Annotated in this window: 17 protein-coding genes and 2 pseudogenes; 2 read left to right on the top strand and 17 right to left on the bottom strand. The window is 70.0% G+C overall.

Translation table 11 applies throughout. The annotated features are described in order from the left end of the window. Positions 1-36: 36 nt before the first annotated feature. Complete coding sequence (locus C3B71_RS04210; RefSeq protein ID WP_073327418.1) at positions 37-204, bottom strand: DUF3117 domain-containing protein; 168 nt, start codon at positions 202-204, stop codon at positions 37-39. 205 nt (positions 205-409) lie between these two features. Continuing rightward, entirely contained in the window at positions 410-1,237 is an 828-nt protein-coding gene (locus C3B71_RS04205; RefSeq protein ID WP_073327420.1) for a TIGR00730 family Rossman fold protein, read from the bottom strand. Between the two features lie 146 nt (positions 1,238-1,383). On the opposite strand from C3B71_RS04205, the gene C3B71_RS04200 reads away from it, so the two are divergent. Then, complete coding sequence (locus C3B71_RS04200; protein ID WP_108966333.1) at positions 1,384-3,120, top strand: phospho-sugar mutase; 1,737 nt, start codon at positions 1,384-1,386, stop codon at positions 3,118-3,120. Here the strand turns inward: C3B71_RS04200 and C3B71_RS04195 are convergent. The 4 genes and pseudogenes from C3B71_RS04195 to C3B71_RS04180 form a co-directional block, all read right to left on the bottom strand. Then, positions 3,086-3,958, bottom strand: coding sequence for a metal ABC transporter permease (locus C3B71_RS04195; RefSeq protein WP_108966331.1), 873 nt, complete (start codon positions 3,956-3,958; stop codon positions 3,086-3,088). The two genes, C3B71_RS04200 and C3B71_RS04195, sit on opposite strands and share 35 nt — an antisense overlap. Further along, entirely contained in the window at positions 3,955-4,848 is an 894-nt protein-coding gene (locus C3B71_RS04190) for a metal ABC transporter permease (RefSeq protein ID WP_073327424.1), read from the bottom strand. Before C3B71_RS04190 ends, C3B71_RS04195 begins: the two co-directional genes overlap by 4 nt. 259 nt (positions 4,849-5,107) lie before the next feature. Beyond that, positions 5,108-5,686, bottom strand: a pseudogene (locus tag C3B71_RS04185) (metal ABC transporter ATP-binding protein); the annotation flags it as partial. Further along, positions 5,683-6,882, bottom strand: coding sequence for a metal ABC transporter substrate-binding protein (locus C3B71_RS04180; protein WP_108966329.1), 1,200 nt, complete (start codon positions 6,880-6,882; stop codon positions 5,683-5,685). The pseudogene C3B71_RS04185 and the gene C3B71_RS04180, both read right to left, overlap by 4 nt. Positions 6,883-7,479: 597 nt before the next feature. Between C3B71_RS04180 and C3B71_RS16110 the strand changes: the two are divergent. Further along, positions 7,480-7,644: pseudogene (locus C3B71_RS16110) on the top strand (hypothetical protein); the annotation flags it as partial. 135 nt (positions 7,645-7,779) lie between these two features. Here the strand turns inward: C3B71_RS16110 and deoC are convergent. The 11 genes from deoC to C3B71_RS04125 form a co-directional block, all read right to left on the bottom strand. Beyond that, the gene (deoC, locus tag C3B71_RS04170) at positions 7,780-8,433 is read right to left on the bottom strand and encodes a deoxyribose-phosphate aldolase (RefSeq protein WP_108966327.1); all 654 of its coding nucleotides are present in this window, start codon (positions 8,431-8,433) and stop codon (positions 7,780-7,782) included. Positions 8,434-8,446: 13 nt separating this feature from the next. Further along, a complete protein-coding gene (locus C3B71_RS04165; RefSeq protein WP_108966325.1) occupies positions 8,447-9,238 on the bottom strand; it encodes a hypothetical protein in 792 nt (263 codons plus the stop codon). A 9-nt stretch (positions 9,239-9,247) separates the two neighbouring features. Then, positions 9,248-10,567 (bottom strand): thymidine phosphorylase, encoded by a 1,320-nt coding sequence (locus C3B71_RS04160; protein WP_199912613.1) that lies wholly within the window; start codon positions 10,565-10,567, stop codon positions 9,248-9,250. A 26-nt stretch (positions 10,568-10,593) separates the two neighbouring features. Continuing rightward, positions 10,594-11,016, bottom strand: a complete 423-nt coding sequence (locus C3B71_RS04155; RefSeq protein ID WP_108969528.1) for a cytidine deaminase — start codon at positions 11,014-11,016, stop codon at positions 10,594-10,596. Between the two features lie 71 nt (positions 11,017-11,087). Continuing rightward, positions 11,088-12,380: an ABC transporter permease gene (locus tag C3B71_RS04150; RefSeq protein ID WP_073327433.1), complete on the bottom strand. Its 1,293-nt coding sequence runs from the start codon at positions 12,378-12,380 to the stop codon at positions 11,088-11,090. 3 nt (positions 12,381-12,383) lie between these two features. Continuing rightward, a complete protein-coding gene (locus tag C3B71_RS04145) occupies positions 12,384-13,700 on the bottom strand; it encodes an ABC transporter permease (RefSeq protein ID WP_108966321.1) in 1,317 nt (438 codons plus the stop codon). Beyond that, positions 13,700-15,223 carry an ABC transporter ATP-binding protein gene (locus C3B71_RS04140; protein ID WP_073327437.1) on the bottom strand — a complete coding sequence of 508 codons (1,524 nt, stop codon included), beginning with the start codon at positions 15,221-15,223 and terminating at the stop codon, positions 13,700-13,702. The genes C3B71_RS04145 and C3B71_RS04140 overlap by 1 nt, the downstream gene beginning before the upstream one ends. A gap of 22 nt (positions 15,224-15,245) precedes the next feature. After that, positions 15,246-15,368 (bottom strand): hypothetical protein, encoded by a 123-nt coding sequence (locus C3B71_RS16675; protein WP_258522253.1) that lies wholly within the window; start codon positions 15,366-15,368, stop codon positions 15,246-15,248. Positions 15,369-15,376: 8 nt separating this feature from the next. After that, the gene (locus C3B71_RS04135) at positions 15,377-16,468 is read right to left on the bottom strand and encodes a BMP family lipoprotein (RefSeq protein WP_073327439.1); all 1,092 of its coding nucleotides are present in this window, start codon (positions 16,466-16,468) and stop codon (positions 15,377-15,379) included. Positions 16,469-16,771: 303 nt separating this feature from the next. Beyond that, a complete protein-coding gene (locus tag C3B71_RS04130) occupies positions 16,772-17,929 on the bottom strand; it encodes a mannose-1-phosphate guanylyltransferase (RefSeq protein ID WP_108966319.1) in 1,158 nt (385 codons plus the stop codon). A 4-nt stretch (positions 17,930-17,933) separates the two neighbouring features. Next, positions 17,934-18,515, bottom strand: coding sequence for a 2'-5' RNA ligase family protein (locus C3B71_RS04125; protein WP_073327442.1), 582 nt, complete (start codon positions 18,513-18,515; stop codon positions 17,934-17,936). Positions 18,516-18,615 lie beyond the last annotated feature (100 nt).

Here is an 18,615-nt window from a genome sequence, read left to right as displayed (position 1 = left end):
TGCCGGCGACTGTTGCCGTGCCGCCCAGAATCCGGTTCAGTACTTGACGGAGGCCAGCGCCTCCTGGAGCTCCTTGATCTCGTCGGGCGTGATCTCTACGACCAGGCGACCGCCGCCCTCGAGCGGCATCCGCATGATGATGGAGCGGCCCTCCTTGACGACCTCGAGCGGCCCGTCTCCGGTCCTGGGCTTCATGGCAGCCATATGCTCCCCTTTCACTGATGATTCGCGGACTTTTACCGCTTCTCCCAGCCGTATTCTACGGCATAAAGCCGCCAGTTTGCGCCGAAACGTGGCTGAATCCACGCCTGCGGACCCGTCCACGGCGGGCCCACAGCGAGCCTTCACGACGCCCTCGTGGCCTCCCCGCGGCCGCCGCTTATCGCCCGCCGTTGGCCCGCCGTCGGTCTTACTCGGCGGTCCACTCGGACCGGTCGGGAGTGCGGGTGAGCCCGTTGGCGCGCATGGTGCGGGCGGCGTCGACGACGAAGTCGACCGCGGCCTCGGCGGTGTCGACCACCCGCAGCAGGGCGACGTCGTCGGCGTCGATCGTGGCGGCCTTCACCAGCGTGCCGCGCAGCCAGTCCACCAGGCCGCCCCAGAACTCCGAGCCCACCAGGGCGATCGGGAAGGAGGGCACCTTCTGGGTCTGCACCAGCGTCACCGCCTCGAACAGTTCATCGAGGGTGCCCATGCCGCCGGGCATGATCACGAAGCCGTCGGAGTACTTCAGGAACATGGTCTTGCGGGCGAAGAAGTAGCGGAAGTTCACCCCCAGGTCCACATAGTCGTTCATCCCCTGCTCGTGGGGCAGTTCAATGCCCAGTCCCACCGAGATTCCACCGGCCTCGCGGGCGCCCTTGTTGGCCGCCTCCATGATGCCGGGACCGCCGCCGGTGATGACGGCGTAGCCGGAGTCGGCCAGTCCCGCCCCGATCTGCTCGGCCAGGGCGTAGTTCGGGTCGTCGGCGCCGGTGCGGGCGGAGCCGAACAGGCTGATCGCCGGGCCGACCTCCGCCAGCGCGCCGAAGCCCTCCACGAACTCCGACTGGATGCGCAGCACACGCCACGGATCAGCGTGCAGCCAATCGGTGTCGCCGCGGCGGTCGAGCAGCCGGGCATCGGTGGTGCGCGTGGGGATCTGGGCGCCGCGAAGCATCACCGGGCCCTTGCGGTAGATCTCGCGTGAGCCGTTCGTTGGGCGCGGCTTGCGCCCGTCCTTGGTGTCCTTAGCCATACGGGGCATGATCTCGCACGCACCCCCGCCGCCCGCGGCAGCGCACGGGGCGAGTCTGCTTCCTGTGCGTCCGATGTGCTCACCACCACCCATGACAGCGGTCACTGGCGGGGCGTGCGCCGACGCCGACACGGTACGGTCGGCCCATGACATATGCGCACGAGCGCGCGGCCACCAATGAACTCGATGCCGCCGTGAACGCCTGGATCACCGAGGATCCGGACCCAGACACCCGCAGGGAACTGACGGACCTGCTCTCCGCTCATCGTGATGGCGACGCCGCCGCTACCGCCGCACTGGCCGATGCCTTCTCCGGCACCCTCCAGTTCGGCACCGCCGGGCTGCGCGGCCGCCTGGGCGGCGGCCCCAACCGCATGAATCGCGTGGTCGTGATTCGCGCCGCCGCGGGGCTGTCCGCCTATCTGCACGAAATGCTGGGTGACGACTTCCGCGTGGTCATCGGCTACGACGCCCGCCACGGCTCGGCCCGCTTCGCCCGCGACACCGCCGCCGTCGTGACCGGTGCGGGCGGCCACGCCATCCTGTTCGACTCCCACTGCCCCACGCCCGTGCTCGCCTTCGCGCTGCGCCGTCTGGGTGCCGACGCCGGCGTCATGGTCACCGCCTCCCACAACCCGCCGCAGGACAACGGCTACAAGGTCTACCTGGGTGGGCGCGCGGTGACCGGCTCCGGTCAGGGCGCGCAGATCGTCCCGCCCCACGACGCCGGAATCGCGGAGAAGATCGCCGCCGTCGGCCCGCTCGCCTCCGTGCCCATGCCCGAGGACGGCTGGGAGACGATCGGGGCGGACATGGTCGAGGAGTACGTGCAGCGGGCGGTCAAGGCGGCCCGCACCCAGGCGGTCGCCCCGCTGAAGATCGTGCTGACCGCCATGCACGGCGTGGGCGGCCAGATCTGCCGGGAGGTGCTGGCCCGGGCGGGCTTCGACGACGTCGTGGTGGTGCCCGAGCAGTTCGACCCGGACCCGGACTTCCCGACCGTCGCCTTCCCCAACCCGGAGGAGCCCGGCGCCCTGGACCTGGCCTTCGCACGCGCCCGCGAGGTCGGTGCGGACCTGATCATCGCCAACGACCCGGATGCCGACCGCTGCTCGGCCGCCGTCCCCGATGAGCACGTTCGCGGCGGCTGGCGGCAGCTGACCGGCGACGAGGTCGGCTCGCTGCTGGGCGAGCAGGCCGCCGAGCTGGCGGCCTTCAACGGCACCGGCGTGCTGGCCAACTCCATTGTCTCCTCCCGTCTGCTGCGCAAGATCGCGCAGGCCCACGGACTCGCGCACCGCAACACGCTGACCGGCTTCAAGTGGATCAGCCGCGTACCCAACCTGGTGTTCGGCTACGAGGAGGCGCTGGGCTACTGCGTGGACCCGGCCGCCGTGCGGGACAAGGACGGCATCTCCGCCTCCGTGCGACTGGCGGTGCTGGCCTCCACGCTCAAGCAGCAGGGGCGCACGCTCGACGATCTGTTGGACCGGCTGGCGCGTGAGCACGGCCTGTACGCCACCAGCCCGCTGAGTGTGCGGGTGGAGGACCGCAGCTTCATCACCAACGCCATGGAACGGCTGCGCGCCGGCGGGGCCCCCGCGGCGTTGGCGGGCTCGCCGGTGGTGGACGTCTTCGATCTGATGGACGGCGCCTCCGACGGAAACGGCAAGCGCCTGCCCGCCACGGACGGCCTGATCTTTAAGACCGCCGACGACGACCGCGTGGTGGTGCGCCCCTCCGGTACCGAGCCGAAGCTCAAGTGCTACTGCGAGGTGGTCATGCCCGTCGCCGTCGACGAACCGGTCGAGGTGGCGCGCCGCGCCGCCGCCAAGCGCCTGGAGGCCATCAAGGCCGACCTGCGCGGCGTGCTCGGCATCTGAGGGAGAATCCCGCTGAAACCGTGTAGGCAAGCGCACAGACCAAGGCGATCGTCCCACCGACCGACAATTCGAGGGCCAGCGCCACGCAGAACCCGAGCAAGCAGCACCCCGCCCCCATAGCACCGGCGCCCAGGAGCAGCCCGTTGACGGTGCGCACCCATGGGCACGCCGCGGCGGCGGGCGCGGCGATCAGCGCGATGGGAAGGATAGTGCCCACCGCAGGCACCAGTACGCCAATGGCCAGGCATATGAGGATCAGTACCGTCCACTCCGCCATCCGTGCACTCAGCCCCGCGGCCCGGTAACCGACCGAGTCGAAGCAGTACATGGCCAGTCGTCGCCCACCGACGGCGACTGTCAGCAGCGTGATCACGAGCACTGCGACCGTCAGACCCACATCCGTGCGATTCACGTTCAGGATCGAGCCGGTCAGGAATCCATCCACTTTCAACGGCAGCGGGGCAAACCAAGTACTGAGCAGGGAGCCCAGGGCGAAGCCGACGGCCAAGATAACTCCGGCCGCGGCCTGCGAGGATATGCCCGGCAACCTTCCCAGCCGGCGCATCAGCCAGATCATCGGCAGACACATGACGATTGTGCCCACGGGAACCGCCAGCGACAACGTCCCGTAGCCGACCTCGCCGCCGGTCAGCACACCTCCGAGGCCCGAGGCCGCCACGACCCCGGCCACCGCCCCGGGAAACGTTGCGTGGGTGACGGACTCGGTGAAGAAAACACGCCGGTCGAGGACCGCCAGGGCGCCGATGACACCCGCCAGGACCCCGACGACGACGGTCTCCACCAGGGGCAGTACCAGCAGCTGGGGGGTGAGGCTCACAGCGACCGCCCCGCCCGCATACCCGTGTACGTCGCCGCGCCCGCCAATACCAGCGCCATCACGACGATGACACACGCCTGTGGGGACACTGGGCGCGGCAGCGGGGCGGTTGCCAGCAACAGGCCGACGTAACCGCCTCCCACGCCCGTCACGATTGCGATCCACACCATCGCACGCAGGCTCGGGGCCAGCAGCCTGGCCGTGACGGCGGGAATGATGAGGAAGCCGATGACGAGTAGAGTGCCCACCGCGATTGAGGCGGAGACGACCACGGCGGCGATCGCCGTGTTCGCAATCAGATCGAGCACCGCGATGCGCTGCCCGCCGGAGCGCGCGCCCACCGCGTCGAAGGCGCGAGCGATCTGTTCCTTCCAGGTCGCCATCACCAGTACAAGCGCAAGGCCGCATACTGCCAGGGCCTGAACCAGACGTAGGTCGGTCACTTCCAGTAGACGCCCGAACATGAGTGCCTCCAGTTGCCCGGATCGGTCGCCGACAGCCAGAAGCACGATCATTCCCAGGGAGAAGAAGCCTGTGAGCACAACCGCCGTTCCAGCCTCCGTGGCCTCACGGCGGGCGTGATGCCCCAGCAGAGTCAGCGCGGCGGCCGCCGCTGTCCCGGCCACGGCGGCGGCCGGGATAATGGCGTCCAGCCCGGAGGTCACCGCGCCGATCACTACTCCAGGGAAGACGGCATGCACCAGCGCCTCGGCGTGAAACTCCGCGCAGCGCAGATTGATTAGCACACCGACTACGGCGCCGACAATTCCCAGCACAACCAACATAACCAGGGGCCGAAACAGGTAGGGCGCTCCCGCCAGTGGCGCCAGTCCAGGGACTTCGGCGAGCAGCAGCCGCAGCGCCTCCAGCGCCCGTGAGAAGTCGTTCATGCCATTGTCCCGGACGGGTGCGCAGCGGGGGAACGGTTCGAGTCCCGTTGAAGACCGCGTGAATCGGAGGTGAGCAATTGTGGTACCGACACCGCCCGAAGGCCTGCTCGATGTACTCAGGCACGAGTACCTGTTCACGGGGCCCGAAGGCGATCTGCCTACCAGCCAATAACGCCACCTGTTCGCAGACGTCGTAGGCCAGTACCAGGTCGTGCGTGGACACCACCACCGCTGTACCGCCTTCCTTCAGGTCCGTCAGGATTCTCAGCAGCGCCTCACGGTTGGGCTGGTCGAGCCCGTTGAAGGGCTCGTCAAGCAGTACCAGTTTCGGCGCGGAGGCGATGGCGCGTGCAAGCAGCACGCGCTGCTGCTGCCCGCCGGAGAGCGATCCGAAACGTTTGCTAGTCATCGAGTCGAGGCCGACGGCGTTCAGCGCCTCCCGGCAACGGGCGTGTTCCGTGCGCCCGGGGCGGCGCCCGAGGCCGAGTCGGGGGTATGTGCCCATGAGGACGACGTCGAGTGCCGTTACGGGGAATGTCGGGTCCAGATCGCTGTTCTGGGGAACGTAGGCGATGGAACCGCGAGGCGCATGTCCCGGCTGGGCGCCCACGACGCGCACGGAGCCGGAGACGATGTTGACCATGCCGACCAGGGCGCGCAGCAGAGTGGTCTTCCCCGAGCCGTTGGGGCCCACGAGCGCCAGCGCCTCGCAGGTCCCAACGGCGCCGCTCACCCCAGTGATCACCGGGGTGCCGCCGTACCCGAGGGCCGCGTCGTCAAACTCCACGACATGCTCCGCCTGCTGCGGCGAGCATGCGCGACGGTGTCGGGCGGTCATTGCCGCACCGTCTGCTTTGGCGCCCACTTTGCGAGCTCATCGGGTATGGGCGCGACGGTACCGCCCCACGCATTCGTCATATTGGTGACATTGTGCAGCAGCGAGCCGACGTAGGTCTCACCGTCCGTTCCGGGGCCGCCCAGAGAGTCCCCGTACAGGGCCTCGTCACCGATGACGGCGGTGACGCCGGCGAGTTGAGCCACTTTCTCCACGGATTTCGGATTATTTGAGTTCTCGGCGAAGATCGCCACGGCACCGGTGCTCTTAACGGCGTCAGCAGTCTCCTGGATCTTCTGCGCGGTGGCGTCCTGCTGGGCGTTGAAGTCGCTAAGCGCCGCCCCTTCGAAGCGGATGGAGTACGCCGCCGCCAGGTACCCGAAGGCGTCGTGACTGGTGAACAACACACGGCGATTCTCCGGAACGGACTCCAATGAGGCAGCCGCCCAGCGATCCAGCGCATCCAGGCGAGCGACATAGGCGCGCACGCGTTTGTTTATCACCTCCTTCGAGTCAGGTGCCGCCGCAGCCAATGCACGCCCGATATTGGATACCTGAACGACGGCGTTCCGAGGCGAGGTCCACACGTGCGGGTCGTAGCGGAATTCAGCCTCCTCGCCGCCTTCCGGGGCGAAGGGCCAGGGGGCGACATCCACGGCCTCCGCCCCGCGGTCGATGGTGTAGGCGCGCTCGTCGTCCCGCTTCTGCCGGCTCGCGGGCCTTCCCGATCCGGCGTCTGCCTCATCGGCCGAGAGCACACCCGAGGTGACCACCATGGTGCCCTTGAACCCCGTGGCGTCAACCGCATCGTTCAGGAAGCGCTCCAGATCCACACCATTGACTAGGAGGAGGTCGGCTTCACTCAACGCACGTGACTGGGCTGCGGTCATCTCATGCTCATGGGCGGAGGCGTTAGGCGCCAGCAAACAGGTGAGGGATACGTGCACCGAGGCCTTGGCGGGGTCGGCGCCGACTTCGGCGGTCGCGCCATCAGCGCCGACGCGGGTCAAGGCGAGATCATCGGCGCCGGAGGCCAGCTGGGTGACGTAATCGCAGATCTGCGTGGTGGAGGCGACAACCTTGATGGCGCCCGTAGCGGCAGCATCGGTCGGGGTGCACGCGACGACGAGAGGAACAGTGAGCGCGAGGGAGGCAAGCGCCGCAGCCGCCCGAGCCGGCGTGTTGATAATAGTTCTCATGTGCCACATGCTAATTTCGGGTACCCGAAACTTTCAAGTCGGGATCCGCTCGTGGCAGGGCCGCATGCCGCAATCAGACGGGCAGGCCCTCCTCGTCCGCCGGGCGTCCGGCGGCGGAAAGTGGACCCCTGTCCCCCCGTTGGACCGCTGTTCCCCCGTTGGACCCCTGTTCCCCCGTTGGACCCCTGTTCCCCCGTTGGACCGCCGTAGCCGCCGGTTACAGCGGTCCAACCGGGCGTGGGCGGTCCAACGGGGCGTGAGCGGTCCAACCGGCCGGTGCAAGACCCACTCGCCCCCTCGACTGCCGACAACCAGACCCCCGACACCGCGGGAACAGCCCTGCACGCCTGACAGCGCAAACGGTCCTCGCTGAGCACACAACCGGCCCGCCCACAGGCACCCGCGTCGACAACCCGGCTCCGGGACGACGCCCCCAACAGCGCGAGCGTGCTCACGAAGGTCACTCCGCGTCCTCGACGAGCGGAGGCAGCCCACTCAAACTAGGGCCCCGTGGCCACCAGACACGACCAACTCACCATCCACCACCCACCCACCACCACGACGAATTACACAACACGACCACTAGACGATCTGCTCGACCGGGTGGTGGTGCGCCCCTCGGGCACCGAGCCGAAGCTCAAGTGCTACTGCGAGGTGGTCATGCCGGTAGCGGTCGACGAGCCGGTGGAGGTGGCGCGCCGTGCCGCCGCCAAGCGCCTAGAAAACATTAAAACCGACCTGCGCGGCGTGCTCGGCATCTGATCCCGGGCGTCATTCCGGACTCAGGCGGTCGACCTGCGGCCCACAACGACCGAAACCGGCACAAGCAACACACCGAAACCGACTTATGTGACGCGCTGCGGAGACCGGCACGTCAGTAGTGCCGGTCTCCGCCCGTCAGACGGGCAAACCCTCCAGGATCGCGACGGTGGCGGACACGCCCAGCCGGGAGGCGCCCGCCTCGATCATGGCCAGCGCATCCGCCGCGGTGCGGATGCCGCCGGACGCCTTCACGCCCAGGCGGTCCCCCACGGTGGCACGCATGAGCTCCACGGCGTGCACCGAGGCGCCGCCGGCGGGGTGGAAGCCGGTGGAGGTCTTCACATAGTCGGCGCCGGCCCGCTCGGCGGCCTGGCAGACCGCGACGATCTCGTCGTCGGTGAGCACGGCCGACTCGATGATGACCTTCAGCAGCTTGTCCCCCACGGCCTCCTTGACGGCGTGAATGTCCGCCTCGACGCCTTCGTAGTCGTGCTCCTTGACGAGCTTGAGGTTGACCACCATGTCGACCTCGTCCGCGCCCTTGGCGACGGAGTCGGCGGCTTCGGCGGCCTTGACAGAGCTGGCGTGCGCCCCGGAGGGGAAGCCGCACACGGTGGCCACGTGCAGCCCGGCGGGCGCCTGGACGGGCAGCTGGTTGGGGGATACGCACACCGAGTAGGTGCCGAGCTCGGCGCCCTGGGCTACCAGGTCGGCGATCTGCGCGCCGGTGGCCTCCGGCTTGAGCAGGGTGTGGTCGATAATGGCGGCGACTTCCGCACGTGTGGGCATGAGCTTCCTTTCGCTAGATCCGCTCGGTCAAGGGTAATGGTGGGGCAATCACGGCGAGTACACGGGGCCAGCCGCCCAGCTCGCGCGGCCCGTTCCCAAGCGCCGGCCGGGGCGCCAGCAGGTCCAGTGCGCGCACCGTGCCGGAGGACGGCTCGTACAGGTGAACGCGACCCGGGCCCGGGTCGGCGCGGCCGATCACTCCCCAGGGCACGGCCAGCACGTAGTGCCGCGGGATGAGGACGCCCACGGCGGCGCGCAGGACGCGACCTGCCCGGCCGGCGGCCGCCGCACGCCCGAGCAGGGGACCACCGGTGAGCAGGATGGCGGGCACGCCATCGGCCAGTCCGGTGCGCAGCCCCGCGACGACGCCGCCCCAGCCGGTGCCGCGGTCGTCCACCCAGGTCACGGTGCTCTCCCCTACGCCGGGGCGCACCCGCCGCAGGGTGCGAGTCAGCTCCGCGGCCACCGCCCACGGGGTCGAGCCCAGGCGCCGCGTCCACGGCAGCGGACCGAGGGGGCCGCGCGCGTGTCGGTTCATGGCCCGCTGCAGACCGCGCTGGCGGACCGCCAGGGAGTCCCGCAGCGCCCGGCCGGGCCGGGCCGCGCCGGTGCCCGACGGCGAAGAGGCGTCATCGAGCGGCAGGCCCAGCAGGAGCCGGGCAGCCAGCACGGCGGTGGCGCCGCAGGTGGTGGCGTCGCACTGGGTCAGGGTGATGGCATCGCCGGCGGTGGTGAATCCCCCCACGCGCAGCCGCGAGTTCGCCACACGCACCCGGGGTGCGGACGCGCCGGTGCGGGTGTCCACGGCGTGCCTTCAGACGATCCGGTCCAGCACGACGCCGGCACGGCGGCGCGCCACGGCGGCGCGCGCCTCGGGCGAGTCCGCGGGACACACGGCGATCGCGTCCTCGAGCGCGGCGCGGGCGCGCTCAAAGCGCTCCGGGGTGGCGGTGTGCAGGGTGAGCAGCGGCTGCCCGGCGCGCACACTGTCGCCCGGCTTGGCGTGCATCTCCACGCCGGCGACGGCCTGCACCGGGTCCTCCTTGCGGGCGCGGCCGGCCCCCAGGCGCCAGGCGGCCACGCCCACGCCCAGGGCGTCCAGGCGGGTGAGCACGCCGTCGTCTACGGCGCTGATGATCTCGGTCTCCGGGGCCACGGGCAGGGGGGCGTCCGGGTCCCCGTCCTGGCGGCGGATCATCTCCCGCCACACGTCCATGGCGCGCCCGTCGCCCAGGGCGGCGCGCAGCTCCGGCTCGTCCACCGGGTGCCCGGCGGCGGAGAGCATCTCACCGGCCAGCGCCACGGTCAGGTCGACGACGTCTTGGGGGCCTCCGCCGGAAAGCACCTCGACGGCCTCACGCACCTCCAGGGCGTTGCCCGCGGTGAGCCCCAGTGGGGTGGACATGTCGGTGAGCAGGGCGCGCGTGGTCACCCCGGCGTCGGTGCCGAGCGCCACCATCGTCTGCGCGAGCTCGCGCGCCTGGTCAAGCTCCTTCATGAAGGCGCCGGAGCCGACCTTCACGTCCAGGACCAGCGCGCCGGTGCCCTCGGCGATCTTCTTGCTCATGATGGAGGAGGCGATCAGCGGCACGCAGGAGACGGTGGCGGTGGTGTCGCGCAGTGCGTACAGCTTCTTGTCGGCCGGGGCGAGCCCGCTGCCGGCGGCGCAGATGACGGCGCCGGGGCCGGAGGCGGACAGCATGTCCAGGATCTCGGCGTTGGTCAGGGCGGCCCGCCAGCCGGGAATGGACTCGAGCTTGTCCAGCGTGCCGCCGGTGTGCCCCAGGCCGCGGCCGGACAGCTGCGGAACGCTGACGCCGAAGACCGCAACCAGCGGCGCCAGCGGCAGGGTGATCTTGTCGCCCACGCCGCCGGTGGAGTGCTTGTCCGCGGTGGGGCGTCCCAGACCGGAGAAGTCCATGCGCTCCCCCGAGCGGATCATGGCGTCGGTCCAGCGGGCGATCTCACCCCGGTCCATGCCGTTCAGGTAGATCGCCATGGCCAGGGCGCTCATCTGCTCGTCGGCGACCACCCCACGGGTGTAGGCGTCCACCACCCAGTCGATCTGGGCGTCGCTGAGCCGCTGACGGTCGCGCTTGGCGGCGATCACGTCGACGGCGTCGAAGGGCTCCACGCCGGGGGCGGGGTTGGGGGCTGTGGTCACGACCGATCTCCTTCTGGTGCGGGTGCGGATGTGCCGGTGACCCGGTCGATGTCGGCCTTGCTGAAGCGGTCGGGGAGCACCTGGTCGATGGTCATCATCCCCGACGGCATGTCCAGCAGCATGTGCGGGTCGGCGTGCTCGGACAGCACCTGGCGGCAGCGCCCGCACGGGGAGCAGACCCGCCCGTCGCCGTCGACGCACACGAAGGCGATCAGGCGGCCGCCGCCGGTGCGCACGAGTTCGGACACCAGCCCGCACTCGGCGCACAGGGCGACCCCGTAGCCCGCATTCTCCACGTTGCAGCCGGACACGAGGCGGCCGTCGTCGACCAGGGCGGCGGCCCCCACCCGGAAGTGGGAGTAGGGCGCGTAGGCGCACCGCATGGCTTCGGTGGCCAGCGCCCGCAGCCGCGCCCACATGTCCGCGTCGACGGCGGGCGCGGCGTCGGAGACGCCCCGGGCCGGCCCGGCCGGGTGGTTGTCGGTGCCGATCACGGGTACGGGACCCCCTCGGCGGCGGGGGCGCGCACACGCCCCACGAAGCCGGCGACGGCGAAGACGGTCACGATGTAGGGGATCATCAAGATGATGTTCGCCGGGATCGGGGAGCCGATGACGGACAGCGTCTGCCCCACCGCAGTGGCGAAGCCGAACAGGAGCGCAGCGTACAGGGTGCCCACCGGGTTCCAGGCGCCCAGGATCATGGCGGCCAGGGCGATGTAGCCGTTGCCGGATGACATGTCCTTGGTGAAGGCCAGTCCGGAGCCGATGGTGAAGAAGGCGCCGCCCAGGCCCGCCAGCGCACCGCCCAGCATCAGGTTGTTCACGCGGGTACGCATGACGTTGATGCCAACGGTGTCCGCGGCCCGCGGGTGCTCGCCGCAGGCGCGCATGCGCAGACCCCAGCGGGAGCGGAACAGCATGAAGGACAGCACCGCGACGGCCGCATACATCAGGTACACCAGGATCGTCTGTCGGAACAGCACCGGGCCGATGACCGGGATCTGGGAGAGCACCGGGATCGGCAGGGTGGGCAGGCGCATGGAGGCGTTCAGCCGCGTCGGGTTGTCGCTGAGCACGGTGGAGAACAGGAAGCTGGTCAGGCCGGAGACGAACACGTTCAGCACCACGCCGACGACGATCTGGTTGACCCGGTACTTCAGGCCGAACAGCGCCAGCAGCAGGGCCACCAGGATGCCGGCGAAGGGGGCGGCGATCATGCCGGCCCAGGCGGAGCCGGTGATCGAGGCGACCACCACGCCGAGGAAGGCCCCGCCCAGCAGTTGCCCCTCGATGGCGATGTTGATGGTGCCCGAACGCTCCCCCACCACGCCGGCGAGCCCGCCGAACACCAGCGGCACGGACAGGGCGAGGGTGGAGGACAGGATCGTCACCAGCGGGATGACGGTGGAGCGTCCGGCGCCGGCCCAGGTGAGGAACGCGACGATGAAACTGGCTCCCAGCACCAGCCCCGCCCAGGTGGGGATCGGCGCGCGGCCCACGGCGCGAACCCACATGTAGACGGTGACCGCAACGGCCAGCAGCACCATCACCACGATCACGGGTCGGGCACCCAGGGTGAGCATGGGAATCTTCAAGAAGTCGGCCTTGGTGGCCAGCTGGAAGCGGGTGTCACCGTGGCTGGCCAGACCCATCAGCAGTTCCAGGATGACCACGACGGTGCCGGTGATCGGCAGCTTGTAGGCGATCGGCTCGACGACGACGGCCGGCCCCGCTTCCGGGCGGGCGTCACGGGTCGGCGTGGCGGTAGGTGAGGCGGTCATGGCTCAGGCCTCCTTCTTCTCAGCGGCCGGGGCGACGGCGGCTGCGGCGTCAATGGCCTCGCGGCGGCGGCGCCGCCAGGAGCCGGGTGCGGGCAGGTGGTAGATGGCGCGCACCAGCGGCGGGGCCGCGATGAACAGGACGATCATGGACTGCAGCACCAGCACGATGTCGATCGGGGTGCCGGTGGCGGCCTGCATGGTGGTGCCGCCGGCGGTCAGGGCCCCGAACAGGAGCCCCGCCAGCACGGTGCCCTGCGGGGTGGAGCGGCCCAGCAGGGCCACGGTCATGGCGTCGAAACCGATGCTTCCGGCCACCGAGCCGGTCAGGTAGTGCTGGGTGCCGAGCACCGGGGCGGTCGCCGCCAGCCCGCACAGCGCGCCGGAGACGATCATGACCAGGGCGGTGATCCGGGGCACGTTGATGCCTGCCGTCAGCGCCGCCTGCGGGTTCAGGCCCGTGGCGCGGAACTGGAAACCGATCTCGCTGCGTTCCAGCAGCCACCACACGAACAATGCGGCCAGCAGGGCCACGATGAAGCCCAGGTGCAGGCGGAACGGCCCACCGATCAGCTTCGGGTATTGGGCGCTGGCCGCCACCGGCAGTGACTTGGGGTTGGCGTTGCCCGCGCCGATGAAGGTGGCGGTGGTCAGCATGTGGGCCATCAGGTAGCTGGCCACGGAGTTGAGCATGATGGTGGTGATGACCTCGCTCGCACCGGTGGTGGCGCGCAGCACGCCGGGAATGGCGCCCCACAGGGCACCGCCGACGATCGCGCCGAGCACCGCCACCAGCATGTGCAGTCCGCTGGGCAGGTCCCAGGCGAAGCCGACGTAGCCGCCGACGATGGCACCGAGGATGATCTGCCCCTGCCCACCGACGTTGAACAGGCCGGCGCGGAAGGCCACCGCCATGCCGAGGCCCGCCAGAATCAGCGGCGTGGCCACGGTCAGCGTTTCGGTGATCGGGCGCCACATGCGCGCGACCGAGGAGGCCTGCCAGTCGAAGATGCCGCCGCGTAGCATGGCCGCGTAGGCATCCACCAGGCACGAGCCGACCGCACCGAAGAAGTCACTGGGGCGGGCGAACAGGTAACCGGCGGTGGTGCGCACGTTGTCGTCGGCGAGCAGGATCAGCAGCGAGCCGACGATCATGGCGGAGATGACCGCAAGCACTCCCATAAGAATGTTGGACTCGGCGATCTGCCGCAGTAGGCCCGGCCGCTCCGGCTGCTTGTCCGTGCGCTGAGCGGGCGGGACGACGGACGGCCGACCCGTCCGTGATTCCGCCTGCGCGGTGCCGTTCGGGGTAGCTTCGCTCATCAGTTCTCCTCCTGGGCGCGGGCCTGGTCGAGGGGGACGCCGGCCATCATGAGGCCCAGCACATCGCGGGGCGTATCCGGCGGCACAATGCCGACGATCCGGCCGCGGTACATGACGGCGATGCGGTCTGACAGGGAGTAGATCTCATCCAGCTCGGAGGAGATGATCAGCACGGCGGTGTCGTTGTCGCGCTCGGCCACGATGCGCTTGTGGACGAATTCGATGGAGCCGACGTCTAGTCCGCGGGTGGGCTGCGAGGCCACCAGGACCTTCAGTTGGCGGGACAGCTCCCGGGCGAGGATCGCCTTCTGCTGGTTGCCGCCGGACAGGGTGGAGATGGGGTCGGCGACGTCGGTGACACGTACGTCGAACTCGTCGCGCAACTGCTCGGCGTGGTTACGGACCTTGGTGGGACTGATGGACGGTCCCGAGCCGAAGGCCGGGTCGTCGAAGCGGTCCAGGATCAGGTTCTCGGCCACGGAGAACGCGGCCACCATGCCGTCGGTGGAGCGGTCCTCGGGGACGAAGCCGAGGCCCGCGTCGATGCGCCGGTGCACGCCCAGGGCGGTGACGTCCTGGCCGCCGAAGTGCACGGAACCGGCGGTGGGGGCGCGCAGCCCCAGCAGTACGTCGGCAAGTTCGGTCTGTCCGTTGCCCTGCACGCCGGCCACACCGACGATCTCGCCGGAGCGGACCTGCAGGCTGACGTCGTCGAGCAGGGTGTTGCCCTCATCAACCAGGCTGATGCCCTTCAGCTCCAGGCCGACGTCGCCCAGCCTGGGGGCGTCCTTGGCCACCGTGAGGGAGACGGAGTGGCCGACCATGAGACCGGCTAGCTCCGACTCGGAGGCGGTGGGCTCGGCGGTGCCGACGACCTTGCCGCGGCGGATGACGGTGATCGTGTCCGCCACCTCGCGCACCTCGCGCAGCTTGTGGGTGATGAACACGATGGAGGTGCCGGCGGCCTTGAGATCGCGCATGATGGCGATCAGCTCGTCGGTCTCCTGCGGGGTGAGCACGGCGGTGGGCTCGTCCAGGATGAGGACCTTGGCGTCGCGGGAGAGGGCCTTGATGATCTCGACGCGCTGTTGTACGCCCACGGGCAGGTCTTCGATGTAGGCGTTCGGGTCCACGTCGAAGCCGAAGCGCTCGGAGATCTCCCGCACCTTCGCGGCGGCGGCCTTGGCATCGATGACGCCGGCCTTGCCGACCGGCTCGTAGCCCAGGGCGACGGACTCGGCCACGGTGAACACGGGCACGAGCATGAAGTGCTGGTGGACCATGCCGATGCCGGCGGCGACGGCGTCGCCGGGGCCCTTGAAGGTGACCGGCCGGCCGTCGATGAGGATCTCGCCGTCGTCGGGGTCGTACAGGCCGTACAAGACATTCATCAGCGTTGACTTGCCGGCACCGTTCTCGCCCAGGAGGGCGTGGATCTGGCCGGGTTCGACGGTGACGTCGATGTGGTCGTTGGCCACGAGGGATCCGAAGACCTTGGTAATTCCGCGGAGCTCGAGCAACACGAGAGGCTCGCTTCCTGTGGGTTCAGGCAGTACTGGTGGGGTTGGTGAACTGGGAGTGAGTGTTCGGGTGGCGCCGGTGCCACCCGAGCGACAGTGACGCCGCCGCCCCGTCAAGGACGACGGCGTCACCGAGTTGAATTGGCACGGGGCCGATCAGGACGGGTCGTACGGCGTGGAGACGTCGAGCGTGCCGTCGATGATCTGCTGCTTGAGTACCTCGACCTGCTCCTTCACCTCGTCGGGGACCCGGTCGGACCAGTCGTGGTAGTCGGCGATGGAGACACCGTCGTTGGCGAGCGTGCCGATGAAGGGCTCGGAGGTGAAGTTGCCCTCCGAGGCCTCCTTGACGGCGTCGTACACGGCCGTGTTGATGCCCTTCATGACGGAGGTGACCATGTACTGGCTGCCGCCGATGGACTCGGTGGTGAGATAGCCGTCGGCGTCGACCCAAACGATCGCGTTGTTGTCGTCACCGGCCGCCTTGAGCGCCGCGATCGTGCCGGAGCCGACCGGTCCGGCCACCGGCATCACAATGTCGGCGCCCTGGGACAGGAACAGCTCGGTCAGCTGCTGGCCCATGGGAGTGTCGGTGAAGTTGCCCACGAAGGAGCCGGAGCCCGGGTTGTCGGGGTCCCAGCCGAGGACCTCCACGTCGGCACCGTTGTCCTCGTTGTACTTCTCCACGCCCTTGGCAAAGCCCTCCATGAAGATCTGCACGGTGGGGATTGCCTGACCGCCGTAGGTGGCGACCTTGCCGCTCTCGGTGGTACCGGCAGCGGCGTAGCCGGCGAGGTAGGCGGCCTCCGCGGTGTTGAAGACCAGCGGCTTGGCGTTGTCCAGCTCTACGATCTCGCCGTCTGCATCCCTGAACCTTTCGTCGATGAGGGCGAAGTTGATGTCCGGGTTCTCCTGGGCTGCGGTGGCCAGGTCCGCGGAGAGGTTGAAGCCGACGCCGATGATCAGGTCGCAGTTCTGCTGGATCAGGGAGTCGACGTTGGTGGGGTAGTCGGATACCGACTGGGACTCGACGGCCTTGGTCTGCACGCCGAGTTCGCTGCCGGCGCGGTCCAGACCCTCCTTGCCGGACTGGTTGAAGGACTGGTCGTCGAACCCACCCTCGTCGGACACCATGCAGGCGAGGAAGTCGCCGGCGTCTCCGCCGGAGGAGTCGGGGGCCGAGCCGCAGGCGGCAAGCGACAACGCTGCGACCAGGCCGAGCGTAATGGCGGGATACTTCTTCTTCACGGTCGTGTCTCCAGATGAGGTACGGGCTTGCGCCCTTGCAAGGAGCTGGCCGGGACGGCGCTGGCTCGGATATCTAGGATAGACGCTTCCCCGCGGCCTGCTTCACAATTGGCGTTACAGCGCCATATTGCGACCATGACGTGACCCACGCCCCAGCGAACCTTTCAGCTCGCTGATGATGCCGCTACCCGGTTTCTGCCGACCTCCGCCTTGCAGAGTCTTGCAGAGCTTGCAGGCGGGGGCCGAGCCCGCGGCGTGAACCAGACACGAGGCCCGCGGGTCGGATTGACGCACCCGGCCCGGTCACAGCAGCGCGTCCCGCCCGGCCGCCTTGAGCCGGTCGACGACGCCCTTGACGTCCTGGGCGCGCTCCGGGGTGGTCACCAGCAGCGCGTCGGGGGTGTCAACCACGACGACGCCGGGTACTCCCAGCAGCGCCACCTTCCGGCCGGTGCTGGAGGCGACCAGGGCGCCGTCGGCACCCACCGCCTCCACGTCGGCCTCCCCCAGCACTTCGACTCCGGCCGCCGGCCCGGAGGTGGCCGCGGGAATCAGCTCGGCCAGGGTGTCGAAGCCCCCGACGTCGTCCCAACCCATGTTCCCGGGGACAGTGGCCACGCCGCCGGCGGCGGCCACGGGCTCGGCGATGGCGTGGTCGATGGCAATCGCCTCCAGGCCGGGCCATACCCGCGCCATGACGGCGTCGCGCGCGGGGGTGTCCCAGGCGGCGGCGATCTCATCGAGGCCGGCCGCCAGCGCCGGCCGGCCCACCGCCAGGTGGTCCAGCAGCACGCCGGCACGCACCACGAACATGCCGGCGTTCCATCGGTAGTCGCCGGTGGCCAGGTAGCGGGCGGCGGTGGCGGCATCGGGCTTCTCGGCGAAGTCGAGCACGCGGTGCCCGTCCGGCGCCCCGGGCACGTCCAGGGCCTCACCGGCGTGAATGTAGCCGAAGGCGGTGGACGGTCCGGTGGCCTGGATGCCGATGGTGACCAGCCAGCCGGCCTCGGCGAGGGCTGCCGCCTGGCGCACGGCCTCCTGGAAGGCGGCGACATCGGCCACCAGGTGGTCGGCGGCGAAGGAGCCGACGATCGCCTCACGCCCGTGTCGGCGGGCGATCAGGGCGGTGGCCAGGCCGATGGCGGCCATGGAGTCGCGCGGAGCCGGCTCGGCCAGCAGGTTCTCCTCGGGCAGGTCCGGGAGCTGCCGGGCGACGGCGGGGACGTGGGCGACGCCGGTGACGACCGTCGTCGTCGCCGCCAGCGGGGCCAGGCGGGCAACGGTGCCCTGCAACAGGCTGCGCCCGGTGCCGGTCAGGTCCAGCAGGAACTTGGGGCGGGCCTTGCGGCTCAGCGGCCACAGCCGGGTGCCGGCGCCGCCGGCGGGAATGATCGCGTGGATGGCGGGGGCCGTGGATGCGGTCGCGGGGGCGGGCTGGTCGGGGCGGGGCTCGGCGTTCACGCGTTCAGGCTAACGGGTGGTCCGCCCCGTCCGGGTGCGCCCGCACTCCCAGCGCCGGGCTCGCCAGGGAGGCCCAGCTGCCGTCCGGGGCGAGTCGCTGAAGGTGGATGCGGTCCACCACGAAGGTCGCCGCGATGTCTTGGCCGGCATGGGCGGCCCGGTCCAGGGCGGCGTCGTCGACCTCATGGGCGAGGGTGATGTGCGGGTGGAAGGGGAAGCGCAGGCCGCGGCTGAGCGGCCCGTCGGCGGCGCGCAGGTCCTGCTGGAGCGCGTCGATGGCGGGGCCGCCCTCGGCCACGCCCAGGAACACCACCGGGCTGACCGGGCGGAAGGTGCCCACACCGGCGACGCGCAGGGTGAAGGGAGCGGAGGCGGCCGCCACCCGGGACACGTGCGCGGTCACGGCGTCCAACTCCGTCTTCTCCACGGCGGTGGGCGGCAGCAGGGTCACGTGCGGCGGGATCGCATTGCCATGGGGGTCACCGACCGCCAGACGCACGCCGCGCACACGCGTGGCCCACGGCTCGGGCAGCACGATGGTGACGCCGAGGACGCACTGGGTGGGCGTGGGCGCGGGGACGTCCATGAGGCGCGCACTCCTCCTCTTGACGGCACGGGCTGACAGCAGCTGCACCTTACCCCCGCGGCAGGGGTGGAAACATCCCGGAGGCGGTCACTCGGCGACT

The organism is Actinomyces sp. Z16, assembly GCF_003111765.1.
In the GTDB taxonomy this organism is placed as follows: domain Bacteria; phylum Actinomycetota; class Actinomycetes; order Actinomycetales; family Actinomycetaceae; genus Actinomyces; species Actinomyces glycerinitolerans.
Note: the sequence above shows the minus strand (reverse complement) of the source record. Positions and strands in the feature narration are given on the sequence as shown.

Excerpts from the sequence above, each read along its gene's own strand:
- C3B71_RS04210 (WP_073327418.1), bottom strand. The coding sequence starts at position 204 with ATGGCTGCCATGAAGCCCAGGACCGGAGACGGGCCGCTCGAGGTCGTC.
- C3B71_RS04205 (WP_073327420.1), bottom strand. The coding sequence starts at position 1,237 with ATGGCTAAGGACACCAAGGACGGGCGCAAGCCGCGCCCAACGAACGGC.
- C3B71_RS04200 (WP_108966333.1), top strand. The coding sequence starts at position 1,384 with ATGACATATGCGCACGAGCGCGCGGCCACCAATGAACTCGATGCCGCC.
- C3B71_RS04190 (WP_073327424.1), bottom strand. The coding sequence starts at position 4,848 with ATGAACGACTTCTCACGGGCGCTGGAGGCGCTGCGGCTGCTGCTCGCC.
- C3B71_RS04180 (WP_108966329.1), bottom strand. The coding sequence starts at position 6,882 with ATGAGAACTATTATCAACACGCCGGCTCGGGCGGCTGCGGCGCTTGCC.
- deoC (WP_108966327.1), bottom strand. The coding sequence starts at position 8,433 with ATGCCCACACGTGCGGAAGTCGCCGCCATTATCGACCACACCCTGCTC.
- C3B71_RS04155 (WP_108969528.1), bottom strand. The coding sequence starts at position 11,016 with ATGTGGGCGCGGCTGCGGGCGCTGGCCACCGAAGCCATGCGGTGCGCC.
- C3B71_RS04150 (WP_073327433.1), bottom strand. The coding sequence starts at position 12,380 with ATGACCGCCTCACCTACCGCCACGCCGACCCGTGACGCCCGCCCGGAA.
- C3B71_RS04145 (WP_108966321.1), bottom strand. The coding sequence starts at position 13,700 with ATGAGCGAAGCTACCCCGAACGGCACCGCGCAGGCGGAATCACGGACG.
- C3B71_RS04125 (WP_073327442.1), bottom strand. The coding sequence starts at position 18,515 with ATGGACGTCCCCGCGCCCACGCCCACCCAGTGCGTCCTCGGCGTCACC.